The 24,810-nt window shown below is 70.2% G+C and carries 26 protein-coding genes; 20 read left to right on the top strand and 6 right to left on the bottom strand.

Annotated elements, in window-relative coordinates; translation table 11 throughout:
• On the top strand, positions 1–195 hold a 195-nt coding region (locus C503_RS0131485), incomplete at its 5' end, for an Imm1 family immunity protein (protein ID WP_026316891.1).
• Positions 196–229: 34 nt separating this feature from the next.
• Here the strand turns inward: C503_RS0131485 and C503_RS0131480 are convergent.
• From C503_RS0131480 to C503_RS0131465, 4 genes are all read right to left on the bottom strand, one after another.
• The gene (locus C503_RS0131480) at positions 230–1,441 is read right to left on the bottom strand and encodes an acyl-CoA dehydrogenase family protein (protein WP_018686216.1); all 1,212 of its coding nucleotides are present in this window, start codon (positions 1,439–1,441) and stop codon (positions 230–232) included.
• Positions 1,442–1,452: 11 nt separating this feature from the next.
• Positions 1,453–2,532 (bottom strand): dimethylsulfone monooxygenase SfnG, encoded by a 1,080-nt coding sequence (sfnG, locus tag C503_RS0131475; protein WP_018686215.1) that lies wholly within the window; start codon positions 2,530–2,532, stop codon positions 1,453–1,455.
• 228 nt (positions 2,533–2,760) lie between these two features.
• Positions 2,761–3,315 carry an NADPH-dependent FMN reductase gene (gene ssuE / locus C503_RS0131470; protein WP_018686214.1) on the bottom strand — a complete coding sequence of 185 codons (555 nt, stop codon included), beginning with the start codon at positions 3,313–3,315 and terminating at the stop codon, positions 2,761–2,763.
• 146 nt (positions 3,316–3,461) lie between these two features.
• Entirely contained in the window at positions 3,462–4,100 is a 639-nt protein-coding gene (locus C503_RS0131465) for a TetR/AcrR family transcriptional regulator (protein WP_018686213.1), read from the bottom strand.
• Positions 4,101–4,270: 170 nt separating this feature from the next.
• On the opposite strand from C503_RS0131465, the gene C503_RS41525 reads away from it, so the two are divergent.
• Both C503_RS41525 and C503_RS0131455 read left to right on the top strand, forming a co-directional pair.
• Positions 4,271–5,692 (top strand): GMC family oxidoreductase, encoded by a 1,422-nt coding sequence (locus C503_RS41525; RefSeq protein ID WP_018686212.1) that lies wholly within the window; start codon positions 4,271–4,273, stop codon positions 5,690–5,692.
• Positions 5,689–6,099, top strand: coding sequence for an acyl-CoA thioesterase (locus tag C503_RS0131455; RefSeq protein WP_018686211.1), 411 nt, complete (start codon positions 5,689–5,691; stop codon positions 6,097–6,099). The genes C503_RS41525 and C503_RS0131455 overlap by 4 nt, the downstream gene beginning before the upstream one ends.
• A gap of 69 nt (positions 6,100–6,168) precedes the next feature.
• Here the strand turns inward: C503_RS0131455 and C503_RS0131450 are convergent, their stop codons facing one another.
• Entirely contained in the window at positions 6,169–6,408 is a 240-nt protein-coding gene (locus tag C503_RS0131450) for a hypothetical protein (protein ID WP_018686210.1), read from the bottom strand.
• Positions 6,409–6,517: 109 nt separating this feature from the next.
• Between C503_RS0131450 and C503_RS0131445 the strand changes: the two genes are divergently transcribed.
• The 13 genes from C503_RS0131445 (at position 6,518) to C503_RS41510 (ending at position 20,694) form a co-directional block, all read left to right on the top strand.
• Entirely contained in the window at positions 6,518–7,381 is an 864-nt protein-coding gene (locus tag C503_RS0131445) for a helix-turn-helix domain-containing protein (protein WP_018686209.1), read from the top strand.
• 84 nt (positions 7,382–7,465) lie between these two features.
• Entirely contained in the window at positions 7,466–7,588 is a 123-nt protein-coding gene (locus C503_RS48975) for a DUF397 domain-containing protein (RefSeq protein WP_425393545.1), read from the top strand.
• 11 nt (positions 7,589–7,599) lie between these two features.
• Positions 7,600–8,952, top strand: a complete 1,353-nt coding sequence (locus C503_RS0131435) for a replication-associated recombination protein A (protein ID WP_018686207.1) — start codon at positions 7,600–7,602, stop codon at positions 8,950–8,952.
• Positions 8,953–9,206: 254 nt separating this feature from the next.
• Positions 9,207–9,557, top strand: a complete 351-nt coding sequence (locus tag C503_RS45130; protein WP_084477415.1) for a tetratricopeptide repeat protein — start codon at positions 9,207–9,209, stop codon at positions 9,555–9,557.
• Between the two features lie 57 nt (positions 9,558–9,614).
• Positions 9,615–11,681, top strand: a complete 2,067-nt coding sequence (locus tag C503_RS48650; protein ID WP_033401247.1) for an ATP-binding protein — start codon at positions 9,615–9,617, stop codon at positions 11,679–11,681.
• A gap of 88 nt (positions 11,682–11,769) precedes the next feature.
• A complete protein-coding gene (locus C503_RS41515) occupies positions 11,770–13,902 on the top strand; it encodes an ATP-binding protein (RefSeq protein ID WP_084477413.1) in 2,133 nt (710 codons plus the stop codon).
• Between the two features lie 61 nt (positions 13,903–13,963).
• Positions 13,964–14,362, top strand: a complete 399-nt coding sequence (locus C503_RS0131415; RefSeq protein WP_018686205.1) for a DUF948 domain-containing protein — start codon at positions 13,964–13,966, stop codon at positions 14,360–14,362.
• Positions 14,359–14,640 carry a hypothetical protein gene (locus tag C503_RS0131410; RefSeq protein ID WP_018686204.1) on the top strand — a complete coding sequence of 94 codons (282 nt, stop codon included), beginning with the start codon at positions 14,359–14,361 and terminating at the stop codon, positions 14,638–14,640. The genes C503_RS0131415 and C503_RS0131410 overlap by 4 nt, the downstream gene beginning before the upstream one ends.
• A gap of 54 nt (positions 14,641–14,694) precedes the next feature.
• Positions 14,695–17,334 (top strand): alanine--tRNA ligase, encoded by a 2,640-nt coding sequence (alaS, locus tag C503_RS0131405; protein WP_018686203.1) that lies wholly within the window; start codon positions 14,695–14,697, stop codon positions 17,332–17,334.
• Positions 17,331–17,828 (top strand): Holliday junction resolvase RuvX, encoded by a 498-nt coding sequence (gene ruvX / locus C503_RS0131400; RefSeq protein ID WP_026316890.1) that lies wholly within the window; start codon positions 17,331–17,333, stop codon positions 17,826–17,828. The genes alaS and ruvX overlap by 4 nt, the downstream gene beginning before the upstream one ends.
• Positions 17,825–19,009 (top strand): endolytic transglycosylase MltG, encoded by a 1,185-nt coding sequence (gene mltG / locus C503_RS0131395; RefSeq protein WP_018686201.1) that lies wholly within the window; start codon positions 17,825–17,827, stop codon positions 19,007–19,009. Before ruvX ends, mltG begins: the two co-directional genes overlap by 4 nt.
• The gene (locus tag C503_RS0131390) at positions 18,996–19,841 is read left to right on the top strand and encodes a shikimate dehydrogenase (protein WP_084477412.1); all 846 of its coding nucleotides are present in this window, start codon (positions 18,996–18,998) and stop codon (positions 19,839–19,841) included. The genes mltG and C503_RS0131390 overlap by 14 nt, the downstream gene beginning before the upstream one ends.
• A 103-nt stretch (positions 19,842–19,944) precedes the next feature.
• On the top strand, positions 19,945–20,694 hold the full coding sequence (locus C503_RS41510; protein ID WP_084477411.1) for a prepilin peptidase: 750 nt from the start codon (positions 19,945–19,947) through the stop codon (positions 20,692–20,694).
• Between the two features lie 6 nt (positions 20,695–20,700).
• On the opposite strand, the gene C503_RS0131380 is transcribed toward C503_RS41510, so the two are convergent.
• Complete coding sequence (locus C503_RS0131380) at positions 20,701–21,177, bottom strand: hypothetical protein (RefSeq protein WP_156893644.1); 477 nt, start codon at positions 21,175–21,177, stop codon at positions 20,701–20,703.
• A 283-nt stretch (positions 21,178–21,460) separates the two neighbouring features.
• Between C503_RS0131380 and aroC the strand changes: the two genes are divergently transcribed.
• Genes aroC through aroQ form a run of 4 tightly spaced genes read left to right on the top strand, consistent with a single transcriptional unit; the run spans position 21,461 to position 24,730 of the window.
• Positions 21,461–22,651: a chorismate synthase gene (gene aroC, locus C503_RS0131375; RefSeq protein WP_026316888.1), complete on the top strand. Its 1,191-nt coding sequence runs from the start codon at positions 21,461–21,463 to the stop codon at positions 22,649–22,651.
• A complete protein-coding gene (locus C503_RS0131370; RefSeq protein WP_026316887.1) occupies positions 22,648–23,202 on the top strand; it encodes a shikimate kinase in 555 nt (184 codons plus the stop codon). The genes aroC and C503_RS0131370 overlap by 4 nt, the downstream gene beginning before the upstream one ends.
• Positions 23,199–24,302 carry a 3-dehydroquinate synthase gene (gene aroB, locus C503_RS0131365; RefSeq protein ID WP_018686195.1) on the top strand — a complete coding sequence of 368 codons (1,104 nt, stop codon included), beginning with the start codon at positions 23,199–23,201 and terminating at the stop codon, positions 24,300–24,302. The genes C503_RS0131370 and aroB overlap by 4 nt, the downstream gene beginning before the upstream one ends.
• Positions 24,299–24,730: a type II 3-dehydroquinate dehydratase gene (gene aroQ, locus C503_RS0131360; protein WP_018686194.1), complete on the top strand. Its 432-nt coding sequence runs from the start codon at positions 24,299–24,301 to the stop codon at positions 24,728–24,730. The genes aroB and aroQ overlap by 4 nt, the downstream gene beginning before the upstream one ends.
• Positions 24,731–24,810: the final 80 nt, after the last annotated feature.

Here is a 24,810-nt window from a genome sequence, read left to right as displayed (position 1 = left end):
GTGCCCACCATCGGCACCAATTCCGATTGGGTCACCTACCACTTCGGTGGTGCCGAGGAGACCGGCCTCCCGCCGTTCTCCGAGGTCCCCATCGACACCGTCTACCAGGTCCTGACCGAGTTCATCGTCACCCGTACCCGTCCCACCTGTGTGGACTGGCGGGAGGCGGCACCCTTCGAGAGTCAGTTCGGCTGAGCGGGGCCCGGTACGAAACCGGGCCCCGCGAGCATCACGAGTACCAGGTCGGTTCCGGGATCTCATCCCGCAACACGAACACCCCCACCTCCCGCCGTTTGTACGCCACCGGATCATGCAGCGTGTGCGTCCGGACGTTGCGCCAGAACCGGTCCAACCCCTCCCGCGAAGCCGTCGACCGCGCGCCCGTCACCTCGAAGACCCCCGACGTGATCTCCAGTGCCACCTCCGTGGCCCGGGCCTTCACCGCCGCCACCCGCACCTCGTGTTCGCCCCGCGCGCGTTCGGAAACACCCGCCGGGTCGCGGTGGATCTCCAACGCCTCCAAGGCGACCTGGTCCGCGAAAGCCTCCACCGCCCACAGTTTCGACGTGAAATCCCCATACGCGTCAATCACATACGGCTCATCCACCGCCCGCGAATATCCGCCGTGCAGCCAGGACCGCGACTTCGACCCGGTATACGTCCGCGCCGTCTCCAAAGCCCCGCGCGCGATCCCGAGATAGAAGTTCACGAATACCAGCTGAATCGTCGGCACGTTCAACGTGTTGTACACCCGAGGCGTGAACTCCTTGTCCACATACCCCGCCGCCGACGCCCAGTCCACTCGCACGTCGGAGATCGTCACGCTGCCCGACTCGGTCAGTCGCTGGCCGATGTTGTCCCAGTCGTCATGGAAGGTCAGACCTTCCACAGTGGACGGGACGATCGCGAAGATGTGCTTGTCCGTCCCCTCCAGCACCCCTTCCAACACTGTCAGATCGGAAACCTTGCTTCCCGTCGAGAAGGATTTTCGTCCGTTGTAGACGATGGAGTCCCCGTCGTCCCGGATGGTCACGTCATTGTCCCGGGGGTTCACCGCTCCGCCGAAGAAGAACCGGTTGGCAGTCGCCAGTTCCTCCACGGCCGTGATCTGTTCAGGCGTCCCCACCAGCCGCGCGGCCCAGAACCACAGGTAGTGGTAGCCGAGCAGCTGGCCGATCGAGCCATCGGCCTTCGCGATCTCGCGCACGATCTTGTACGCCAACGGCCATTCCTGGCCGCCACCACCGTGTTCCACCGGTCCGAGCAGGGTCACCAGGCCGGAATCCTTCAGCAGTTGCACTTCCGCATAAGGTGTCCGCCCTTCCCGATCCCGCGCGACGGCGTCCACCGCCAGCAGTGCCGATACCTCGCCTGCCCGGGTCAGCCAATCGGCCTCGGTGGTGGGGGTGGTTTTCGCCCAGTCCGACTCCGTCGTCGTCATCTGTTCCGTCCTCACACGGTCAGGGCCGAGCGTTCGGCCTCCAAAGCGCGCACGATCGGCAGGACCTTCGTGCCGAAGTACGAGATTTCCTCGTGGTAGTGCAGGAATCCCAGCAATGCCAGGTCGACGCCCAGGGCTCGATACTCGACCAGGCGGTGGGCGATCTGTTCCGGGGTGCCGATGAGCCGCGTCCGGAACCCGTCGTTGTACTGGACCAGGTCCTCGAACGACGAGTCCGCCCACATGCCCTTCCGGTCCGAGGTGGAACTCCCGGCTTGTTGCACCGCGTCCCGGAACCCGTGCACCGCGTCGGGATTCGCCTTCGCCACGATCTCGCGCAGCGTCTCCCGGGCCTCGGCCTCGGTGTCCCGGGCGATGACGAAACCGTTGAGACCGAACCGGACCGTCCGTCTGTACGGCTCAGCGGCGGCGTTCACCTCGGCGATCTGGTCGCGGACGCCGTCGAAGTCCTTGCCGTTGCTGAAGTACCAGTCCGATACCCGGCCCGCCATCGCGCGGGCCGCCGTGGAGTTGCCGCCCTGGAAGATCTCCGGGAGGTGCAGCGGCTTGGGCTTCAGGTCGTAGCCGCGCAGCCGGTAGAAATCTCCGGCGAACTGGGCGTCGTCCTCGGTCCAGCTTGCTCGGAGTACCCGGATGAACTCCTCGGAGCGCCGGTACCGTTCGTCATGTTCCAGCCATGGTTCACCGAGCGCGGTGAACTCGCCCTTGAACCAGCCGGACACGACGTTGACCGCCGCTCGGCCGCCGGACAGGTGGTCGGCCGTGGCGATGAACTTGGCCAGCACGGCCGGATGCCACAGGCCCGGGTGGACTGCCGCGATCACCTTGAGCCGTTGCGTCGCGAGTAACAGCGCCAGGCTGAAGCTCGTGGACTCGTGCTGGTACGCGGCCCCGTAGCTGGCCATGTACCGGACCTGGCTCAGGGCATAGTCGAAGCCGTTGTGCTCGGCGAGCACGGCAAGCTCGCGGTTGTACTCGTAGGACCAGTCGGTGCGTTGTTCGATGTCGCTGACGACCAGGCCGCCGCTGACATTGGGCACCCAATAGGCGAACTTCAGTGGTTCGGGCATGACGGAACCCCGCGATCAGGCCGGGAGAGGTGTGGAATCGGTGCAATGCAGGGGTCAGAGCGAACAACCCTGGCTGCACACACGGACGAAGTCGACATGCCTGCGTCGAGTCAGGCTGCGGACGACCGTCACCGTGGGCACACACCTATCCGAACACCGCGACCGCGCGCGGTCAACACATCACGCCCCGTGTCCACCGGATGGGAAGGTGGAACGACCGGTCCGAAATCAGCCCGCCAGCGGAACCGTCGCGGGCGCCCCGTCCAGCACCGCCGCGAAAGTGTCCACAACGGACAGCAACGGCTTCTCCGAGTCCGCGTGCAGCACCACGCCGGTGGCGCTGACCTCGATGTGCTTGTCCAGCACGAACCATCCCGGCACCACGTGGTGCGCCCCGAGCGAGGACAGCACCGGCCGCAGTGCGTAGTCCAGCGCCAGCACGTGCGCCGGGCTGCCGCCGGTCAACACCGGCAGCACGGTCTTACCCGCCAGGGCGAACTGCGGCAGCAGGTCCAGCAAGGACTTCAGGAGTCCGGTATAAGCCGCCTTGTACACCGGCGACGCCACGACCACCCCGTCCGCCGCGGTGATCGCCGCGGTGACGTCCACGATCGCCGGGTCGGCGAAGTCCGCGTGCAACAGCGCCTGGGCGGGCAGGTCGCGCACGTGGATCAGCCGCAGGTCGTGCCCGTGCCCACGCAGGCGCTCCGACAGGAGCCCGGCCAGCGCGGCCGTGCGGGAGGTGGCCGACGGGCTGCCGGAAAGGACGACGATGCTGGACAACGGGACCTCCGGATCACTCAGGTGTCGGTTCCCATCGGATCACCGCGGCCGGGCGGGGTCAACCGCCGCACGGCACGGGTCCAGCCCGTGGGCCCGGGAATATCGGGCGCCGTGAAAGGAAGGTGTACCCGACCGGCCCGGGAAGGTCATTCCGGGACGAGCGCGGGATCGGTCGCGGAGCAGCGCAGGATCGTCCGGATGGCGGCCCGCGCCCGGTCGTACACCGCGATGTCGTCGTTGAGCACCGACAGCGAGTTGGCGGTCTCCATGAACGCGATCAGCTCGAACGCCAGCTGCGCCGTCTCGACCTCGCCCGCGATCTCCCCGCCGGTCCTGGCCTCCTCGATGACCCGCCGTACCAGTCTGTCCCACCGCGCGGACAAGGCGACGATCACGTCCCGTACCCGTCCCGGTTGCGCGTCGTACTCGGCGGCCACCGCGTAGAAGAAGCACCCGCCGGGGAAGACTCGACCGCGCGAATAGTCCAACCAGCTCAAGCACAGCCGCCACACCTTGGCCAGCCCGGGGGAGAGATCCAGCACCGGGGTGACCACGGTGTCGACGTAGATGCGCGTGGCCGCGTCGATCGTGGCGATCTGCAGTTCTTCCTTGGAGCCGAAGAGGCCGAACACCCCGCTCTTGCTGATGTTCAGCTCGGCCGACAGCCGCCCCAGCGACAGGCTGCCCAGCCCCTCCACGGACGCGATGTCCACCGCCCGCGCCACGATCAGTGCCCGCGTGTGGTTGCCGCGCTGGACGCGTCCGTCTACCCGTGCCTCGGTCATCTACCACTCTCAGCGCAGGTCACCGGGCCTGCCGCCCGGTGAATCCGCCCGGAACCTGCACAGATCGTACGGGACCGGGGCAACGTCGATCCGGATCGCACGATCCGCTCCGGATGATCATGGGAAAACTAACCGCACGGTCGATCGTACTTATGTGTTAGCGTCCGGGCATGACACACGACGTGATCGTCGTCGGGGCGGGGGCCGCGGGGTGTCTGGTCGCGAATCGGTTGGCTGCCGACCCGGGCCGGACTGTGCTGCTCATCGAGGCCGGGGCGTACTTCCCGAGCCGCGCCGACTGGCCCGTGGACCTGATCGACGGCTACGGGATCCCGCGCGGTCCCGACTGGGAGTACGCGGCGGCGGGACTGCCGCTGCCGAGGGGGAAGGTCGTCGGCGGGTCGACCTCGGTGAACTACTGCGTCGCGTTGCGGTCCCGTCCCGCCGACCACCGGGCCTGGGCGGATCCGGGACTCCCGCGGTGGTCGTGGGACGAGGTCGCCCCGGTCTATGCCGCGATCGAGGACCGGGACGGAACGGAACCGGGACATGTCCCGGTCCGGAGTTCGGGACGGGACGGCCTGACGGATTCGCAACAGCGGTTCCTGGAAGCCGCGGAAAGTGAAGGCTTTTCCTTCGCGGCCGACCTCAACGCGCCGGACGCGATGGGCGTCGGGTTGACGCCGCTCAACCAGGTGGACGGGATCCGGTACAACGCGGCACTGGTCTACCTGGCCGAGGCCGCCCGACACCCGAACCTGGAGATCCTGGCCGACACCGAGGTCGCCGGGCTGGTGATCCGGAACAGGCGGGTCGTCGGCGTGCGGCTGGACTACGGCGAGGAGATCCACGCGGGGGAGGTGATCCTGTGCGCGGGCGCGTACGGGAGTCCCGTCGTGTTGCTGCGTTCCGGAATCGGCCCGGCCGACCACCTGCGGGACGTGGGTGTCGAGGTTGTTGCGGATGTCCCGGGAGTCGGTTCCAACCTGCGTGAACACCCCGCCACCATGGCCGTGTTCGCGGCGAAGCCGGAGGAGAAGAACGGTCCGGCCGCCCCGCTGCGCACGATGATCACCTTGCGCAGCACCCCGGCCGAGCCCGACATCGACCTGCACATCCACGCGGTGGCCACCGGACCCACGGCCGAGCCGGACGGGCATGTGACCGGCCACGACTTCCGGATGACGGTGGGACTGGTCGCCCCGCGCTCGGTCGGTTCCGTCCGGTTGCGGACGCCGGATGGAACACCGCTGATCGATCCGGGATTCCTGGGACACCCGGCGGACGCGCCCAGGCTCGCGGCCGGGCTGAAGGTGGTCCGGCGGTTGGCGGCCCGGTCGCCGCTGGCGGATGTGTTGGTGGCGGAACGGGACACCGGTTCCGGGATCGGGACGTACCACCACCCGGTCGGGACCTGCCGGATGGGACGGGACCGGGACGCCGTGGTGGACGAGCTGTGCCGGGTCCACGAGATCGAGGGCCTGTCGGTGATCGACGCGTCGGTCATGCCGGTCAGCCCCCGCGCGACGACGACGTTGCCGGTCCTGATGCTCGCGGAACACGCGATGCGGTTGCGCGCGGAGCGGATGTGACGACGTACCGGCACGTCGGGCACGTGTTCTTCGACGAGCTGGACCCGCTCGGGTTCCTGCACAACGCCCGGTTCGCGGTGCACGTCGAACGGGCCTTCGCGGTGTTCCTGGGTGAACACGGGTTCCCGTGGCAGGCGGATGTGGCGGACAACCCGGACCAGTACCAGGTCGTCGGCAGGTTCGAGATCGAGTTCCAGGTCCCGTTCCGTGGAACGGGACCGCTGGCGGTGGAACTCTCGCTGGACCACCTGGGGCGGACCAGCATGCGGAACGGGTTCCGGTGTCTCGGGACGGATGACGTGGTGCACGCGACCGGGAGCCGCTCGGTGGTCAAGCTCGACCCGACGACACAACGGCCCACGCCGTGGACCTGGCGGGACATGAACCTGCGGGTCCTGGCCAACTGACCCCGCCGTCGCCCGCGCTCCCGACTGGGGGTGAGTGCGGGCGACGGCGGCAACCAATCCGACGCGGGGTCAATTGCCGCCTACGGATGATTTCGCGCTAAGCTCCGCGTCCAGAGTGCACAGCGCCTCGGTGGCGACCTCGGCGAGCCGGACCAGGTTCTCCCGGCACAGGACGACGACGTAGTCGCTGTTCGACCCGAAGTGGATCGTCGCCTGGTTCGGTGGGTCCACCTCGACGTGCATGGGCACGGTCTCGGCCATCTCGATCCAGAGATCGACCGACACGCCCTGCTTGGTGAAGATGCTCATGGGTTCCCGTCTTCGCTAGGGTCGGCTCAAGCCCGACTGTCGCCCTGAAGGATAGGGCGACAGTCGGGATGAAATCAGTCCTCCGATGGGGTGAAGGAAAGGTGCGACGATGGGGCAGGCGCGGCCCACTTTCGAACGCAGGCAGCTCGGACTGGTGCTTCGACGCCTCCGCGAACGCGCGGGCAAGACCCAACAGGCCGCCGCCGAGGCGGTCGGCAAGGTCCGCTCCCGGATCGTGCAACTGGAGGACGGCACGGCCACCGCCAGCGAGACAGACCTGAAGAAGATCCTCGACTGCTACGGCGTGACGGGGGAGGAGCACGCGACTGTCACGGACTTGGGCGCCCAGGCCCGTAAACGCCAGCAACGACGGGTCTATGTGGACCAACTGCCCGATGCGTATCGCCGTTTCGCTGACCTTGAAGCGAGTGCGTCGGAGATCAACCACTTCGAGACCGGCATCATCCCTGGCTTGCTGCAGTCGCAGAGCTACATCCAGGCGCTGTTCGCCGAGGCGGACGGTATCTGGTGGCAGACCGATGATCCTCAAAGCGAGGATCGTCTCTACTTTCGAATGGAGCGCCAGTCGCGCGTCCTTGAGTCAGGACATCGGCGCATCCTGCGCTTCGTGATAACCGAGGATGCCCTGCGCGCCAACATGGGGAGCCCGGAGGTCATGCGGGAACAGCTAAACCACCTGCTCGACTTGCTGGACAAGCATCCGGACTTGAACATCCGGATTCTGCGGGGCGATACGTATGGCAACCCTGCCAGGGGCGCGAATCTCATGATCTTCGCTTTCGCAGAGCGAGGTACGCCGGTGGCGTACTCGTTCTCTGCCCTCGGTTTGTCCACCTACTACGACGGCGAGCGAGAGATCGAGCGTATGCTACTGTCGTTCTACAGGGTTTGGGAGTTGTCGTTGAGCCGCAAGGAATCCCGTCGGCTCATCGTGGAGATCGCAAAGGAGTAGCGGATGTCTCCCTCGGTGCTGGATACCGGGTGGTTCAAGAGCAGCCGTAGCGGTGCCAACAGTGCGAACTGTGTCGAGGTGCGCATGACCACTACCGCAGTGGGCGTGCGGGATACCAAGAACCGGGTCGCCGGGTCTCTCGTCCTTGTCCCCGGCTCGTGGCGGGCGCTGGTCGCCGCCATCCGGGAGTCCCGGTTCGACCTGTAGCGTCGGACCCTGTGGAACAGGAGTTCGATCTCTTCGGCGCCCCGACCTCGGCCGCCGCGGTCCGGAAGGCCCAGGCCAACACGCCCCTCGCCGTCCGGATGCGGCCAGCCACGCTCGACGAGGTCCTCGGCCAGGACCACCTGCTCGGCCCCGGCGCCCCGCTGCGCCGCCTGGTCGAGGGCGCCGCGCCCGCGTCGATCCTGCTCTACGGTCCGCCCGGGACCGGCAAGACGACCCTTGCCACGCTCGTCTCGTCGGCGATCGGGCGCCGGTTCGTTGCGCTGTCCGCGCTGTCCGCCGGGGTCAAGGAAGTGCGGGCCGTCATCGACGAGGCGCGTCGGCGGTTGACGCACTCCGGTGAGTCGACCGTCCTGTTCATCGACGAGGTCCACCGGTTCTCCCGTACTCAGCAGGACGCACTACTCGGTGCCGTTGAAGACCGGATCGTCCTGCTCGTTGCCGCTACCACCGAGAACCCGTTCTTCTCCGTCGTATCCCCTCTTCTCTCTCGTTCCCTTGTCCTCCAGCTCCAGCCGCTCACCGACACCGACGTCCAGGCCCTCATCCGCCGCGCCGTCGCCGATGAGCGCGGTCTGAACGGCACCGTCACGCTCGACGAGGACGCCGAAGCCCACCTGGTCCGGCTCGCGGGCGGCGACGCGCGTCGGGCGCTCACCGCGCTGGAGGCCGCCGCCGACTCGGCGCTCGCGACCCGGGACGGTGCAATCGACCTCGCCACGGTCGAGGCAACCGTCGACAAGGCCGCAGTGCGCTACGACCGTCAGGGCGACCAGCACTATGACGTCATCAGCGCGTTCATCAAGTCCATTCGCGGTTCGGATGTCGACGCCGCCCTGCACTACCTGGCCCGCATGATCGAGGCGGGGGAGGACCCCCGGTTCATCGCCCGCCGCCTGGTCGTGCACGCCAGCGAGGACGTCGGCCTGGCCGATCCCACCGCGTTGCAGGCCGCCGTGGCCGCGGCCCAGGCCGTCCAGCTGATCGGCATGCCGGAAGGTCGGCTCGCGCTCGCCCAGGCCACCATCCATCTCGCCACGGCGCCCAAGTCCAACGCCGTGATCACCGCCATCGACGCCGCGTTGACCGATGTCCGCGCGGGCAATATCGGGCTCGTCCCCGCCCACCTGCGCGACGGCCATTATGCGGGGGCCAAGAAGCTGGGCAACGCCACCGGCTACCGGTACCCGCACGACGTCCCGGAAGGCGTCCTCACCCAGCAGTACCCGCCGGACAACCTCCGCGCCCGCGACTACTACAACCCCACCACGCGCGGCGCCGAACGTCCGCTTTCCGAGCGCGTCCCCCGCCTCCGCCACCTGATCCGGGGCGACACACCGGAGTAATCGGGGACGATCACCAGGTCGGAACCTCCAGGACGGGAGCCTGCCGATGCCGACCGAGGACGTCCGCAACACCGTCAGCGATCCGTCCGGCCCGGTGGTGCAGGCACACACGATCGGCAGCGTCTCGTTCAGTCCCGTTCCGTCTCGTCCCGTTCCACAACAGCTCCCGCCTGTCCCACACGGTTTCGTGGGGCGTGCCGATCAGCTGACGGAGCTGGCCGGACCGTTGACGGTGATCTCCGCGATCGGCGGGCATCCGAGGCGACGACGAGCGGGCGTACCGGCACGCGCGGCGCGCCCTCGCCCTCTGCACCGAGGCCGACCGCCCCACGCTCGCGTCGCACGCCCTCAACGGCGTCGGCTGGTACGCGGCCCGCCTCGGCGACCACGACACCGCCCGCGCGAACTGCCAGGCCGCCCTCGCCCTCCTCCGCGACCTCGGCGACGCCTACGAGGTCGCCAACACCCTCGACCGGCTGGGGCAACCTCTTGCCGCGCTCGGCCGGACAGACCAGGCCCGTGCGGTCTGGGCGGAGGCCCTGACCCTGTTCCGGGAACAGTCCCGCCACGACGACGCCGCCCGCGTGCAGCGTTTGCTCGACTAGCGCGCCGCTCGCGGAGGACGATCGATACCTCGTGACCACCGGCCAGGGGGACCGACCATGACCGCTCGGGAGAACCGGATCACCGCGACCGGGATATCCGGCACGGTCATCCAGGCCCACACGATCACGATCAACCAGTCCCGCTCGTTGCGTCCCGTCCCGCAACAACTCCCACCTGTCCCACATGGTTTCGTCGGCCGTGCCGACCAGTTGGCCGAGCTGGACACCCCGTTCTCGGTGATCGGCGGGACGGGCGGGATCGGAAAGACCTGGCTGGCGTTGACGTGGGCACATCGCAACCGGGACCGGTTCCCGGACGGGCAGCTGTTCGTCGACCTGCACGGTTTCAGCCCCACCGGGCACGCGCTGCCTGCGGATGTGCTGGCGGGTTTCCTTGAGGCGCTCGGTGTCGACCGGGACAACCAGCCCAACAACCGGGACCGCCGTTCCGATCTGTTCCGGAGCCTGGTCGCGGACAAACGGATGCTGGTGGTGCTGGACAACGCGTTGGACTCCGAGCAGGTCATGCCGTTGCTTCCCGGCGGGCCGAACTGCACCGTGGTGGTGACCAGTCGTAGCCATCTGCCCGGGTTGGTGTGTCGTCAAGGGGTGCGGGCCGTGCACCTGGATGTGCTTACCGATGCCGAGGCGCGCGCCCTGCTGTCCACGTCTCTCGGACGTGTGGACGGTGAGCTTGTTCGGTTGTGTGGTGGGTTCCCGCTGGCTTTGGGGGTGATCGCGGCCCGGTTCGCCGCCGATCCTCGGGTGCCGTTGGAGGATGCCGTGGCCGAGCTACGCACACAGGGACTCGGTGCGTTGGACTCCACTGACCCGAGCGCCAGCCTGCCCACGGTTCTGTCCTGGTCTCTACGCCACCTCACCCCGCCCCGACGCTCGGCGTTCGCATTGCTGGGGATCGCGCCTGGTCCGAACATCGGGTTGGCTGCCGCCGCGCACCTGACCGGGCTGTCGGAGGGGGAGACGTACGGGGTGTTGCGCGCGCTGGTGGAGGCATCGCTGATCGACCGGACGCCCGGGGGGCGTTACGCGATGCACGACCTGGTCCGCGCCTACGCCATCAGCCTCAGCCCCCCGGCCGAAGCCGCCACCCGCCGAGTCCTCGACTTCTACATCCACACCGCCCACACCGCCTGCCACCTCCTCAACCCCCACCGCCAACCCGCCCGGCCGGGCTCCCTCATGAGTTGTCCACCGGGCCTGTCGACGGAGGAGCGCGGCCTCGTTCCGGCCGATGACGCTGCCGCGCTGGCCTGGTTCGACGCCGAGACCGTCAACCTCATCGCCGCCCAGCGCGTCGCCGTCGCCCACGGCTGGTACCAGGCCGTCGCGGACCTGGCCTGGGCCCTCGCCGGCTACCACGACCGCCGCGGCTGCCTGCACGACCGCATCACCGTCTGGACCGCCGTCCTGTCCGTCGCCGAACACCTCCCCCCGGAGACGAGCGTCCGCGCCCACCGCCACATCGGCCGCGCTCACGCCGACCTGGGCCGCCCCGACCAGGGCATCCACCACCTGCGCCATGCCCTGGACCTGGCCCACCACTGCGGCGACACCACCCAGCAGGCCCACGCCCACCGCGAACTGGGCCGCGCCCACGGCCGCCAAGGCGACGACCCCCGGGCCATGGCGCACGCGACCGAGGCCGTCACCCTGTTCCGCACCCTCGACAACGAGGTATGGGAAGCCATCGCCCTCAACCAGGCAGCCTGGTGCGCCACCCGCCTCGGCAGGCACGACCTTGCCCGTTCCTACTGTGCTGCTGCCCTGGCTCTCCACCACGCGCACGACAACGCTGACGGGACAGCGGCCGTCCTGGACACCCTCGGCTACACCGAACACAACAGCGGCGACCACGATCAGGCGATCCACCACTACGAACACTCTCTGCGCCTGAGTGAGGAGGTCGGCAACACCTACCGCCGCGCCGACACCCTCGACCGCCTTGGCCACCCGCATGCCTCGCTCGGCCACACAAACCAGTCGTGCACGGCCTGGCAGGAAGCCCTCACCCTCTACCGAGCCCAAGGCCGCCCCGACGACGCGGCCCGCGTCCAACGACAGCTCGACAACCTCGCCGCCGGAACGGATCGCCCGAACGGATGACTACGTGCCGGTAGTGAAACCGGGGAACACAATCGATTCCCGGCGCCCGACTTCCAGCGCCGAATCGCCGACCACCGGGGGACCGACGATGACGACCGAGGACCGGCCCGACAAGCCGGACATCGCGGTGTCGAACACGGCCGTCGGGGCCACGACGTCGGTGCAGGCCCACACGATCACCGGCGGCGTCCACCTGCACGCGACCCCGGACCGGCCGACACCGCGACAGCTGCCCCCGGCACCGCGCGGTTTCGTCGGCCGGACCGACCGGCTGGCCGATCTCGACAACCTGTCCGACGCCGCGACCGGGGGCCTGTGCGTGATCGACGGCACCGGCGGCATCGGCAAGACCTGGCTCGCGCTGACCTGGGCCCACCACAACCGGCACCGCTTCCCGGACGGCCAGCTGTTCGCGGACCTGCACGGCTTCAGCCCCACCGACGGCCCCGCGCAACCGGCCGAGATCCTCGCAGGCTTCCTGGAGGCCCTCGGTATCGAGCGGGACCACCAGCCCACCGATCCGGATCGCCGCGCCGACCTCTACCGCAGCCATCTCGCCGACAAGCGGGTGCTGCTGGTGTTGGACAACGCGGCGACCACCGACCAGGTGACCCCGCTGCTGCCCGGCGGCGACCGCTGCGCCGTCCTGGTGACCAGTCGCAACCACCTGCTCGGCCTGGCCTCCCGCACCGGCGTCCGGCCGATCCACCTGGACGTCCTCACCGACACCGAGGCCCACGCGCTGCTCACCACCGCGCTCGGGCACGCGGACGAACCGGCGATCACCGAGCTGGTCGGCCTCTGCGGCGGGTTCCCCTTGGCGCTGGGCCTGATCGCCGCCCGCGCGGATCCCCGGCTGCCGCTGCGCGACACCGTCGCCGAACTGCGCATGCTCGGCCTGGACGCGCTGGACTCCGAGGACAGGACAGCGGGCCTGCCCACGGTCCTGTCCTGGTCGCTGCGCCACCTCACCGATCGCCGACGTGAGGCGTTCGCACTGCTCGGTGTCGCCCCCGGTCCGGACATCGGCCTGCCCGGCGCTGCGGCCCTGCTCGGCCTGCCCGACCGGGAGACCCACGCGGTGCTGCGAGCGTTGACCGAGGCTTCCCTGATGGACCGCACGGCGGGCGGCCGGTACGCGATGCACGACCTGGTCCGCGCCTACGCGACCACCATCGCCGCCGACCTGCCCGCCGAGACGCGGGAGTCCGCGCTGCGCCGCGTGGTCGACTTCTACACCCACACCGCCTACACGGCCGATCGACTCCTCGGCCCCGTCGCCTACCCGGCGCGCCTGTACGCACCCGCCGCGGGCCCGGTCTCCCACCGACTACCGGACATCACGGCGGCATGGGCCTGGTTCGACGGCGAACACGCCTGTCTGCTCGCCGCCCAGCGCACCGCCATCGCCCAGCGGTGGCACCCGACGGTCTGGCAGCTGGCCCTCCGGCTGTCCGCCTTCCACCTCCGCCGCGGGCACGCCCACGACCGGCTCGTCGTCTGGCGGGCCGCCGCCGTCGCGGCCGCGCACCAGACCAACATCGCCATCCACGTGGACGCGCTCTGCCAGCTGGGTTCGGCCCTCTCCGCGCTGGGCCACGACGAGGAGGCCGTCGCCCGCGTGGGCGAGGCCCTGGCTCTCGCCGAACACCACCGGGACCACTGCGGCCAGGCCGACGCGCACCGCGAGCTCGCGGGAGTGTGGGGGCGGCGCGGCGATCCCCAGCGGGCCCTGGCCCACGCCCACCACGCCCTCGACCTCTACCACGAGGCAGGCAAGCCCACCTTGGAAGCGCACGCCCTCAACGCCGTGGGCTGGTACGCGGCGCACCTGGGCGACCACGACACCGCCCGCGAGCACTGCCGGGCCGCGCTCGCCCTGCACCGGCTGTACCTCAACAGCATCGGCGAGGCGGCCACCCTGGACAGCCTCGGTTACATCGCCCACCACAGCGGCCGCCACGCCGAGGCCATCGACCACTACCGGCAGGCCCTCGCCATCTTCCGTGCCACCGGCAGCCTGGTGGAGTCGGCCGAGGTCCTCGACGGGCTCGGTCACCCGCACAGCGCTCTCGGCCAGGTCGACGAGGCCCGCGAGGTCTGGCGGGAGGCGCTCGACCTCTGCCGGGACCAGCACCGCGACGACGCCGCCACCCGCGTCCAGCAGCAGCTCGACGCCTTGAATCGGCTCGCCGACGCGCCCCTCGACCACGCACACTAGGTCATATCCACGCGCGGTAGCCTGACGCGGATCATTGGTGTGGAAGGTCGGAGGAGGGCTCGTGACAGCAGGGCAGATCGCCGCGCTGGTGGCTGCTGGCGCGTTCGTACTGCTGGTGTTGCTGCTGGGGATCGTGCTGGTCAAGCTCGGCCGCACGCTCGACGAGGCCACCATCGCGATCCGCAAGGCGCACGAGAACAGCGATCCGTTGTTCTCCGGTGCGAACACGACCCTGACCCACGTCAACACCCAGCTCGAACGGGTGGACGGCATCACCGCGCACGCACAGGCGGTCACCGGCAACGTGTCGGCGCTGGCCTCCGTGTTCACCGCGACGCTCGGTGGGCCGTTGGTCAAGATGGCCGCGCTGTCCTACGGCGTCAGCAAGGCCGTCCGGGCCCGCCGCAAGGCCAAGGGCGACGAGGGCAAGCACTCGCGGAAGCGGCGGAGGAAGGCATGAGGCGGCTGTTCTGGCTCGGGGTCGGTGTCGCCGCGGGGATCGCGCTCACCCGGAAGGCGAAGAACACCGCGCACGCCATGACGCCCGCGGGGATCGCGGGCAACATCGGCGACGCCGTGCACGAGCTGGCCGGGGCGATCGGCTCGTTCGGCGCGGACGTGCGCGCGGGCATGGTCGAGCGGGAGGGCGAGCTCGCCGACGAGGTGGAGCGCCGGTCCGGCGTCACCCCGGGTCCCCGGCGCAGGCCGGACGCGCGAGCGCGTCGGGCGAACGGCTGACGGAGCCGTTCGCCGCCGCCGACGACCCTTTCTCCGCCCGACAGAGGACCACCTGTGCAGACCCACGAGATCTCCAGCCGTTTCCTGAACCACTTCACCGGCCGCGGGCACACCCTGGTGCCCAGCGCCTCGCTGATCTTCGAGGACCCGAACCTGCTGTTCGTCAACGCGGGCATGGTCCAGTTCAAGCCGTACTTCCTCGGCCAGGTCCCGCCGCCGTACCCGCGGGCCACCAGCGTGCAGAAGTGCGTGCGCACCGGGGACATCGACGAGGTCGGCAAGACGACCCGGCACAACACGTTCTTCCAGATGGCGGGCAACTTCTCGTTCGGCGACTACTTCAAAGAGGGCGCCATCGAGCTGGCCTGGTCGCTGATCACCGAGGGCTACGAGCTGGACCCGGACCGGCTGTGGGCCACCGTCTACGACGACGACGACGAGGCTTTCGCGCTCTGGAGCAAGATCCTGCCGGAGAGCCGCATCCAGCGCCGAGACGGCAAGGACAACTACTGGGACATGGGCGTGCCCGGTCCCGGCGGCCCCTGCTCGGAGATCTACTACGACCGGGGCCCGGAGCACGGCCGCGAGGGCGGCCCGGTCGCCGACGAGGACCGGTACCTGGAGATCTGGAACCTCGTCTTCATGCAGGACGAGCGCGGCGAGCTGAGCCCCAAGGCCGGGCACCGGCCGGTCGGCTCGCTGCCCACCAAGAACATCGACACCGGCATGGGCATCGAACGGGTGGCCACCCTGCTCCAAGGCGTCGACAACGTCTACGAGACCGACCTGGTCCGGCCGGTGATCGGCAAGGCCGAGGAGATGTCGAGCCGCCGTTACGGGGCCGGGAACAAGGTCGACGACGTGCGGTTCCGCGTCATCGCCGACCACGCCCGCAGCGGCATGATGCTCATCGGCGACGGCGTCACCCCCGGCAACGAGGCCCGCGGCTACGTGCTGCGCCGCCTGCTGCGCCGGATCGTCCGCTCGGCCCGCCTGCTCGGCGTCACCGAGCCGGCGCTCGGCGAGTTCGCCGCTGTCGTGCGCGACACCATGTCCCCGTCCTACCCGGAGCTGGCCACCGACTTCCCGCGCATCGAGTCCGTGATGCGCAAGGAGGAGGAGACCTTCCTGGCCACCCTGGCCAGCGGGTCCCGCATCTTCGACCTGGCCGCCGACCAGATCAAGGCCGACGGCCGCGCCGAGCTGCCCGGCGACAAGGCGTTCCAGCTGCACGACACCTACGGCTTCCCGATCGACCTGACCCTGGAGATGGCCGCCGAGAAGGGGCTGACCGTCGACGAGGCCGGGTTCCGCGAGCTGATGGCCGAGCAGCGGGCCCGCGCCAAGGCCGACGCCGCCGCCCGCAAGACCGGGCACGGCGACCAGACCGTCTACCGCGACCTGCTGGCCCAGGGCGGCACCGAGTTCCTCGGCTACGAGACGCTGTCGGCCGAGGCCACCGTGCGCGGCCTGGTTCGCGAGGGTGCCCGGGTGCGCAGCGCGGTCGAGGGCGAGATCGTCGAGGTCGTGCTGGATCGCACGCCGCTGTACGCCGAGTCCGGCGGCCAGGAGAGCGACGCGGGCACCATCACCGCCGCCGGGGTCGAGCTGGAAGTGCTGGACGTGCAGAAGGTGGCCCGCAAGCTGTGGGTGCACCAGGTACGGGTGCGTAGCGGCGAGATCGTCGAGGGGCAGCAGGTCGAGGCCAACGTCGACCCCGAGTGGCGGATCGGCGCCCGGCAGGGCCACTCCGGCACGCACGTGGTGCACGCCGCGCTGCGCGAGGTGCTCGGCCCGACCGCCCTGCAGAGCGGCTCGTACAACAAGCCGGGCTACCTGCGGCTGGACTTCGCCTGGTCCGGGGCTCTCTCTCCGGAGACGCGCAGCGAGATCGAAGAGGTCTCCAACCTGGCCGTGCGCAACGACCTGCCGGTGCGCGTCGTCTACACCGACATGGGCGGCGCCCAGGAGCTGGGTGCGGTCGCCCTGTTCGGCGAGACCTACGACGAGACCGTGCGCGTCGTCGAGATCGGCGGCCCCTGGTCGCGCGAGCTCTGCGGTGGCACGCACGTCGAGCACTCCTCGCAGATCGGCCCGATCACGGTCATCGGCGAGTCGTCCGTCGGCTCCGGCAGCCGCCGCCTGGAGGCCTATGTCGGCATCGACGCCATGCGCTACCTGGCCACCGAGCGGGCCCTGGTGCAGAACCTGGCCGCCATGCTCAAGGTGCCCGACGCCGAGGTGCCCGCCAGGGTCGAGGCCCTGGTGGACCGGCTGCGCAACGCCGAGAAGGAGCTGGAGAAGCTGCGCGCCGGACAGCTGCTGTCCTCCGCAGGCTCGCTGGCCGACAAGGCCGAGGACGTCGACGGCACGGCGCTGGTCGCGTTGCAGGTGCCGGACGGCGTCGGCGGCAACGACCTGCGCACGCTGGCCATCGAGGTCCGCAACCGGCTCGGGTCCCGTCCCGGCGTGGTGGCCCTGTTCTCCGCCGAGGGCGAGAAGGTCGCCTTCGTCGTCGCCACCACCTCGACCGCCCGGGACAACGGCCTCGCCGCGGGCAAGCTCGTGCCGTCCTTCGCCGCGGCCATCGGCGGCCGCGGCGGCGGCAAGCCCGACCTGGCCCAGGGCGGAGGCACCACCCCGGCCGGGATCGGCGCGGCGGTGAACGCCCTGCGTGGGGCGCTGACCGGGTGAAACCACCCAAACCAGACCGGCCTGGAGCCGACGATCCGGGGCGTGGCCGCAGGCTCGCCGTGGACGTCGGCTCCGTCCGCGTCGGGGTCGCGGTGAGCGATCCGACTCCCGTTCTGGCCACTCCCCTCGTTACGCTGTCCCGCGACGAGCGGTCGGGCAGCGACCTCGACCGGCTCACCGAGCTCGTCGCCGAGCACGAGGTGGTCGAAGTGGTGGTCGGATTGCCCAGGACACTCGCCGCGCGGCACGGCACCGCGGCCGAGACCGCGCACGCCTATGCCACGGAGCTGGCAGGCCGGATCGCACCGGTCCCGGTGCGGCTGGCCGACGAACGGCTCACCACCGTGTCCGCGTCCAGGATGCTCAGCGAACGAGGGGTCCGCGGCAAGCGCCAGCGCGCCGTCGTGGACCAGGCCGCGGCAGTGGAGATCCTGCAGTCGTGGCTGGACGCTCGGTCCACGGCGCTCGCCCGATCTGCGGAGGCGGAAGGATGACCGACGAACTCGACCTGTTCGAGGAGCAGGAGGACCGCACCGAGCGACCGCGCCGCGACCGCAGGCGCCTCAAGCTCGCGGTCCTCGGCACGGTACTGCTGCTGATCATCGGCGGCGGCGCCTACTACGGCTGGCGCCAGCTCTCCGGCATCGGCGACTACGACGACTTCGCCGGTTCCGGCGAGTCCGACGTGGTGTTCGAGGTCAAGCCAGGCGACAGCACCGGCGACATCGGCAACCGGCTGCACGACCAGGGCATCGTGGCCAGTTCGCGGGCGTTCGTCGCGGCCGCCGAGGACGACTCGAAGGTCCGCGCGGTGCAGCCCGGCTACTACGTGATGCGCACCAAGAGCTCCGGCCAGGCCGCCGTCTCCAAGATCACCGACGAGCAGTCGCGGGTGGGCAACCTGCAGATCAGGGCAGGCACCCAGCTCGACGACATCGCCGCGGGCCAGAACGTCACCGCAGGCGTGCTGACGCTGATCGCCAAGGCCAGCTGCGCCGAGCTGAACGGCACCAAGACCTGCGTGTCGGTCGAGGACCTGCGCAAGGTCGCCGAGACCGCCGACCTGACCGCCCTCGGTGTGCCGGAGTGGGCCGTCGCCGACGCCAACCGGGCCCCCGAGCCCCGGCGCAGGCTGGAGGGCCTGGTCATGCCGGACGTGTACGAGGTCAAGCCGGGCACGTCGGCGGAGGAGGTCTGGCAGAAGCTGCTCGCCGACTCCTCGGCCCGCATGCAGGCGGCGGGCATGCCCGCGATCGCCGACGCCACCGGGTTCACGCCTTACCAGGTGTTGACCATGGGGTCGCTGGTGCAGCGCGAGGCCGTGTCGGCGGACTTCTCCAAGGTCTCCCGGGTCACCTACAACCGGCTCGCGCAGGGCATGAAGCTGGAGTACGACTCCACGGTCAACTACGTGCTCGACCGGCCCGCCATCCTCACCAAGCCGGAGGACCGGGCGAAGGCGGGCCCGTACAACACCTACGCCAACCTGGGGCTCCCGCCGACGCCGATCGCGGCGGTCAGCAAGGAGGCCCTGGAGGCGGCGTCCAAGCCCGCGGACGGCGCGTGGGTGTTCTTCGTCCGCTGCGAGAAGAACGGCCTGTCCTGCTTCGCGAACACGTTCGAGGAGCACAAGGCCAACGTCAAACGCGCACAGGACAACGGTGCCTACAACTGAGCGGCGCGCGGCGATCCTCGGATCGCCGGTGGCGCACTCGTTGTCGCCTGTCCTGCACGGCGCCGCGTTCGCCGCGTTGGGGTTGCCGTGGACGTACTCGCGGGTGGAGTGCGACGCGGAGACGCTGCCGGGGTTCGTGGCATCGCTCGGGCCCGAGTGGGTCGGTCTGTCGGTGACGATGCCGGGGAAGCGGGCCGCGTTGGCGGTGGCTTCCTCGGTCACGGAGCGGGCGGTGGCCGTGGGGGCGGCGAACACGCTGGTCCGGGCCGGTGACGGCTGGTTGGCGGACTGTACCGATGTCTCGGGTGTCGCCGGTGCACTGCGGGCCGGTGGGTTCGGTGGCGGCGGCGGGCTCGGGGTCGTGCTCGGGGCCGGGGGGACGGCCTGTGCCGCCTTGGCCGGGTTTGTGGATCTCGGGCTTACGTCGGCCGTGGTGGTGGTGCGGGATCCGGCTCGGGCCGTGGACGCGGTGGAGTGCGCGGATCGGCTGTCGCTGCCGTTGCGGGTGGTGGCGTGGGCGGAGGCCCCCTTTTCCGGGCTCGCTGCCGAGTGCGCTGTCCTGGTCAACACCGTTCCCCCTGCTGCTGCCGCTGGTCTCGGGACGGATTTGGCTTCGGTGCCGTGCCTGCTCGACGTGATCTACCACCCGTGGCCGACCCCGCTGGCGACTGCCGTGGCGGCGGCGGGTGGGCGGGTGGTGACCGGGCTGGACATGTTGCTGCACCAGGCTTTCGACCAGTCCACCCACTTCACCGGCCTGACCGCGCCCCGCTCGGCGATGCGGGACGCCCTGTTCGAGGCTACCGGCGGGATTCACGCGCTACCGTTCTGAGCACGGTTTCGGAATTCTGTCAAACAAGTTGTCCCCACCGTATTGTGTGAGTGCGCGGCGGCTTCTTTCCTGGCACTGTTGATGGCGAGGAAAGGAGTTATCCATGCGAAACCGTCTCGCTGTCCTGCCTGTCCGTCGAATCGTCGCTCTCTGCCTGCCGCTGTTGCCTGCCGGTTATGCTGTTCCTGTTCTGCTGCCGCGTGGGCTCGGTGTTTCTATTGGTGTCGCCGCGATGTTCGGGGCATTGAGCGGATGCGGTGCCGGTGCGCTGGTCCGACGATTCCTGGACCGTGCCGATCCGTCGCTGGCGGTGGGGCCCGGCTGGTATGAGCTGCCTGCCGCGTTGCTCGGCGGCTTCGCCTGTGCGCTGACGGCGTGTGGTGTGGTGCCCGCGTGGTGGTTGCCTGCCGTGTTGTTCCTGGTATGGGTGGCTGTTCCGCTGGCGGTGATCGACCTGCGCCATCGTCGTCTGCCGAATCTGCTGACCCTGCCTGCGTTTCCGGTCGGTCTGGCGTTACTGGCCGTGGCTGCCGCGCTGGGTCCGGGGGTCGGGTTGCTGTGGAACGCGCTGGTCGGGGTCGTGGCGTTCGGGGGGCTGCATGTGTTGATCCATCGGTGGTTTCCGGGGGAGCTGGGCATGGGGGACGTGAAGCTGTCCTTCACGCTCGGGGCCTATCTGGGAGCGGTCGGGCCCTGGGCGCTCGTGGTGGCCCCATTACTCGCCGCCGCCGTGACACTGGCGCTGCACCTTGTTCGACATCCCCGGTGGCATGACGGAGTCCCGCACGGCCCAGGTCTGCTCGCCGCCACCTACACCCTGTCCCTACCCGCCTTCCCGCTCGTGCCCACGTAGGAGACGCTATTGACAGAGCGGAATCTCTTGGCGTGTCGGTTCGAATGTCATCACCGCGCCAGGGAGCTCCCGGCTGCCCCGGTCGACCGTGAACCGCAATCGGTTCGCGGCGGTGAGTTCCATGATTCCGGGCAGGTAGTTGACGCTGCCGATTCTCATGTCGTCATTCGGATCGGCCGACGGTTCGACCGCGTGCCACTCTCGCCCGCCGAAGCGGGCGAACCGCGCGCCGCAATGGGAGAGGAGGTCGAACGGGTATCGGGCACCCACCTCGGGGTCGGCCGGGCCGGTCCTCGGATGCTCGGGGGACTGGTTGTCGTAGACGGCCGGTGTCGTCGTGGTCGTCGTCGTCGGCTGGGCGGTGCGCGGAGGCGCGGCGCCTGCCCCGGTGGTCGAGGTGGGTCTGTACGGGGTGGCGGGGATGGCGTTGATGGTGGGGGTGGGGGCGCACGCCGAGAGGGCGAGTGCCGAGACCGTGAACACCAAGACCGTGAGCGCTGTCGTCCGGACGGCAGCGGCGTTGGTTCGGACGGGAGCGGGTCTGACGGGAGTCGTGCTGACAGGTGTGGTTCCGCGCGGTGACGTGAGCGGTGACATGGGTGCCGATGACATGGGTGATGTCCCCCTGAGAGGAGTGTGTGCCATCTGACAGACGAGGTGCGGGGCTTGTCCCGTTGCGGTGTTCGGATGCCGATGTGGTTCGTCCGCTCTGCGGGCAGGTCAGTCGCGCGTCGGGGACGGTGCCGGTCATGACAGGATCTGGGCTGTGCTGCGTTGGATTACCGCTGGAGAGTCACACGGGCCCGCGCTGGTCGCCGTGCTGGAGGGCATGGTGGCCGGGGTCGAGGTCACCACGGCCGATCTCGACGAGCAGTTGGCGCGGCGCCGACTGGGGTTCGGGCGTAGTCCGCGGATGGGGTTCGAGACCGACTCGGTCGACATCCTGGGCGGGGTCCGGCACGGGCTCACCCAGGGTGGGCCGATCGCGGTGCGGATCGAGAACGCCGAGTGGCCCAAGTGGGAGAAAGTCATGTCGGCCGATCCCGTGGCCGTCGACGAGCTGGCCGACCTGGGGCGCAACGAGCCGCTCACCCGGCCCCGGCCGGGGCACGCCGACCTGGCGGGCATGCAGAAGTACGGGTTCGACGAGGCCCGGCCCGTCCTGGAGCGTGCCAGCGCGCGGGAGACCGCGGGGCGCACGGCGCTCGGCACCGTGGCGCGGGCGTTCCTGCGGCAGCTGCTCGGGGTCGAGGTGGTCAGCCACGTCGTCTCGATCGGCAAGGCCGTGGCGCCGGAGGGCGAGCTGCCCGGACCCGGTGACCTGGCCGCCGTCGACGAGAGTCCGGTGCGCGCGTTCGGGCAGGCGGGGACCGACGCCATGGTGGCCGAGGTGGAGGCCGTCAAGAAGGCCGGGGACACGGTCGGCGGCGTCATCGAGGTCATCGCCTACGGGCTGCCGCCGGGCCTCGGGTCGCACGTGCACTGGGACCGGCGGCTGGACGCGCGGCTGGCGGGCGCGCTGATGGGCGTGCAGGCGATGAAGGGCGTCGAGATCGGCGACGGCTTCACCACCGCGCAGCGGTGGGGGAGCGAGGCGCACGACGAGATGGACCGAGCCGAGGGCACGGTCACCGGGGTCACCCGCCGCAGCAACCGGGCGGGTGGGCTGGAGGGCGGCATCACCAACGGGGAGCCCCTGCGGGTCCGCGTCGCCATGAAGCCGATCTCCACCGTGCCGCGCGCGTTGTCGACCGTGGACGTCGTCACCGGGGAACCGGCCGTCGCCATCCACCAGCGGTCCGACGTGTGCGCGGTGCCGCGGGCCGGGGTCGTGCTGGAGTCGGTGGTGGCGCTGGTGCTGGCCGAGGCGGCGCTGGAGAAGTTCGGCGGCGACTCGCTGGCCGAGTCGAAGCGGAACGTCGCCGGATACCTCGACGCGCTGCGGGACCGGTGGTGAGCCCGGTCGCGGTGGTGGTCGGGCCGCCGGGGGCGGGCAAGACCACCGTGGGCGAGGCGCTGGCCGCCGCCCTCGGGGTCGGGTTCCGGGACACCGACGCCGACATCGTCGCCGCGGCGGGCAAACCGATCTCCGACATCTTCACCGAGGACGGCGAACCCGCGTTCCGGGTCCTGGAGGCCGAAGCGGTCGGGACGGCGCTCGTCGAGCATGACGGTGTGCTCGCCCTCGGTGGCGGGGCGATCATGAACGCCGACACGCGGGCGTCGCTGAGCGGGCACACGGTCGTGTTCCTCAACGTCGGGCTGGGCGAGGGGGTGCGGCGCACCGGGCTGTCCACGGCCCGGCCGCTGCTGGCGGGCGTCAACCCGCGCTCGACCTTCAAACAGCTCCTGGACGCCCGGCTCCCGCTCTACCGGGAGGTGGCCACCGTCGAGGTCGACACCGACACCGCCGCCCCCGAGGAGATCGTCGCCCGGCTCCTCGACCACCTGCCCGCGTCCGAACCGTCCGGGTCCGAACCGCCCGAGTCCGAAGGAGAGCAGCGGTGACCGAACAGCCCGTGCGCGTCCGCGTCGGCAGCGACCACCCCTACGACGTCGTCATCGGGTCCGGACTGCTCGCCGAGCTGGTCGAGGCCGTGCGCGGGTCGTCCAAGGTGGCGGTCATCCACACCGCCACGCTGGCGTCGACCGCGACCGCCACCCGCGACGAGCTGACCGCCGCGGGCCTGGACGCGCACACCGTGGAGATCCCGGACGCCGAGGACGGCAAGGCGCTGGCGGTGGCCGCGTTCTGCTGGGAGGTCCTCGGCCGGATGGGCATGGACCGCCAGGGCACCGTGGTGGCCATCGGCGGCGGCGCGGTCACCGACCTCGCCGGGTTCGTCGCGGCCACCTGGATGCGCGGCATCCGTCTGGTCAACGTGCCCACCACGCTGCTGGGCATGGTCGACGCGGCGGTCGGCGGCAAGACCGGCATCAACACCGAGGCGGGCAAGAACCTGGTCGGCGCCATCCACGAGCCCTCGGCCGTGCTGGTCGACCTGGCCACCCTCACCACGCTGCCGCGCAACGAGCTGGTCGCGGGCATGGCCGAGGTGGTCAAGGGCGGCTTCATCGCCGACCCGGTGATCCTCGACCTGATCGAGGCCGACCCGGACGCCGCGCTCGACCCGACCGGCACCGTGCTGCCCGAGCTGATCCGCCGCAAGATCCAGGTCAAGGCCGACGTGGTGTCCGCCGACCTGCGCGAGTCCAGCCTGCGCGAGATCCTCAACTACGGCCACACCCTGGCCCACGCGATCGAGCGCCGCGAGCGCTACCGCTGGCGGCACGGCGCCGCCGTCAGCGTCGGCCTGGTCTTCGCCGCCGAGCTGGCCCGGCTCGCGGGCAGGCTCGACGACGCCACCGCCGACCGGCACCGCGCCATCCTCACCGCGCTGGGCCTGCCGACCAGCTACGACACCGACGCGCTGCCGCAGCTGATCGAGTACATGCTGGGCGACAAGAAGACCAAGTCCGGCGTGCTGCGGTTCGTGGTGCTCGACGGCCTCGCCAAGCCGACCCGCCTGGAGGGCCCCGACCCGGCCCTGCTCGCCGCCGCGTACTCGGCCGTGGCCACCGACAAGCCGCGCGGGGTGCTGCTGTGAGGGTCCTGGTCCTCAACGGACCCAACCTCGGTCGCCTCGGCCTGCGCGAACCCCAGGTCTACGGGAGCACCACGCACGCCCAGCTCGCCGACCTGTGCCGGGACACCGGCCGCGAGCTGGGCCTGGACGTCGACGTCCGGCAGACCGACCACGAGGGTGAGATGATCGCCTGGCTGCACGAGGCCGCCGACGCGGGCATCCCGGTCGTCCTCAACGCCGCCGCCTGGACGCACTACTCGATCGCCGTCCGCGACGCCGCCGCCCAGCTCACCGCGCCGCTGATCGAGGTCCACATCTCCAACGTGCACAAGCGCGAGGACTTCCGGCAGCACAGCCACCTGTCCGCCATCGCGGCGGGCGTCATCGTCGGCCTGGGCGTCGACGGCTACACCCTCGCCCTCCGCTGGCTCGCCACCAACGCCCGCTGACCCGCGCCGACTGTCCACAAGCGAGGCCGGGCCCGCACGCGCGGAACCCCGGGCCGGAGCGGTGGTCCACGCCGACCCGG

The sequence above is a fragment of the Actinokineospora enzanensis DSM 44649 genome, assembly GCF_000374445.1.
Taxonomy (GTDB): Bacteria; Actinomycetota; Actinomycetes; order Mycobacteriales; family Pseudonocardiaceae; genus Actinokineospora; species Actinokineospora enzanensis.
Note: the sequence above shows the minus strand (reverse complement) of the source record. Positions and strands in the feature narration are given on the sequence as shown.

What these genes read in the sequence shown, in the direction of transcription:
- C503_RS0131480 (WP_018686216.1), bottom strand. Translation starts at nt 1,441, where the DNA reads ATGACGACGACGGAGTCGGACTGGGCGAAAACCACCCCCACCACCGAG.
- sfnG (WP_018686215.1), bottom strand. Translation starts at nt 2,532, where the DNA reads ATGCCCGAACCACTGAAGTTCGCCTATTGGGTGCCCAATGTCAGCGGC.
- C503_RS0131465 (WP_018686213.1), bottom strand. Translation starts at nt 4,100, where the DNA reads ATGACCGAGGCACGGGTAGACGGACGCGTCCAGCGCGGCAACCACACG.
- C503_RS41525 (WP_018686212.1), top strand. Translation starts at nt 4,271, where the DNA reads ATGACACACGACGTGATCGTCGTCGGGGCGGGGGCCGCGGGGTGTCTG.
- C503_RS0131450 (WP_018686210.1), bottom strand. Translation starts at nt 6,408, where the DNA reads ATGAGCATCTTCACCAAGCAGGGCGTGTCGGTCGATCTCTGGATCGAG.
- C503_RS0131445 (WP_018686209.1), top strand. Translation starts at nt 6,518, where the DNA reads ATGGGGCAGGCGCGGCCCACTTTCGAACGCAGGCAGCTCGGACTGGTG.
- C503_RS48975 (WP_425393545.1), top strand. Translation starts at nt 7,466, where the DNA reads ATGACCACTACCGCAGTGGGCGTGCGGGATACCAAGAACCGGGTCGCC.
- C503_RS48650 (WP_033401247.1), top strand. Translation starts at nt 9,615, where the DNA reads ATGACCGCTCGGGAGAACCGGATCACCGCGACCGGGATATCCGGCACG.
- C503_RS41515 (WP_084477413.1), top strand. Translation starts at nt 11,770, where the DNA reads ATGACGACCGAGGACCGGCCCGACAAGCCGGACATCGCGGTGTCGAAC.
- C503_RS0131410 (WP_018686204.1), top strand. Translation starts at nt 14,359, where the DNA reads ATGAGGCGGCTGTTCTGGCTCGGGGTCGGTGTCGCCGCGGGGATCGCG.
- mltG (WP_018686201.1), top strand. Translation starts at nt 17,825, where the DNA reads ATGACCGACGAACTCGACCTGTTCGAGGAGCAGGAGGACCGCACCGAG.
- C503_RS41510 (WP_084477411.1), top strand. Translation starts at nt 19,945, where the DNA reads ATGCGAAACCGTCTCGCTGTCCTGCCTGTCCGTCGAATCGTCGCTCTC.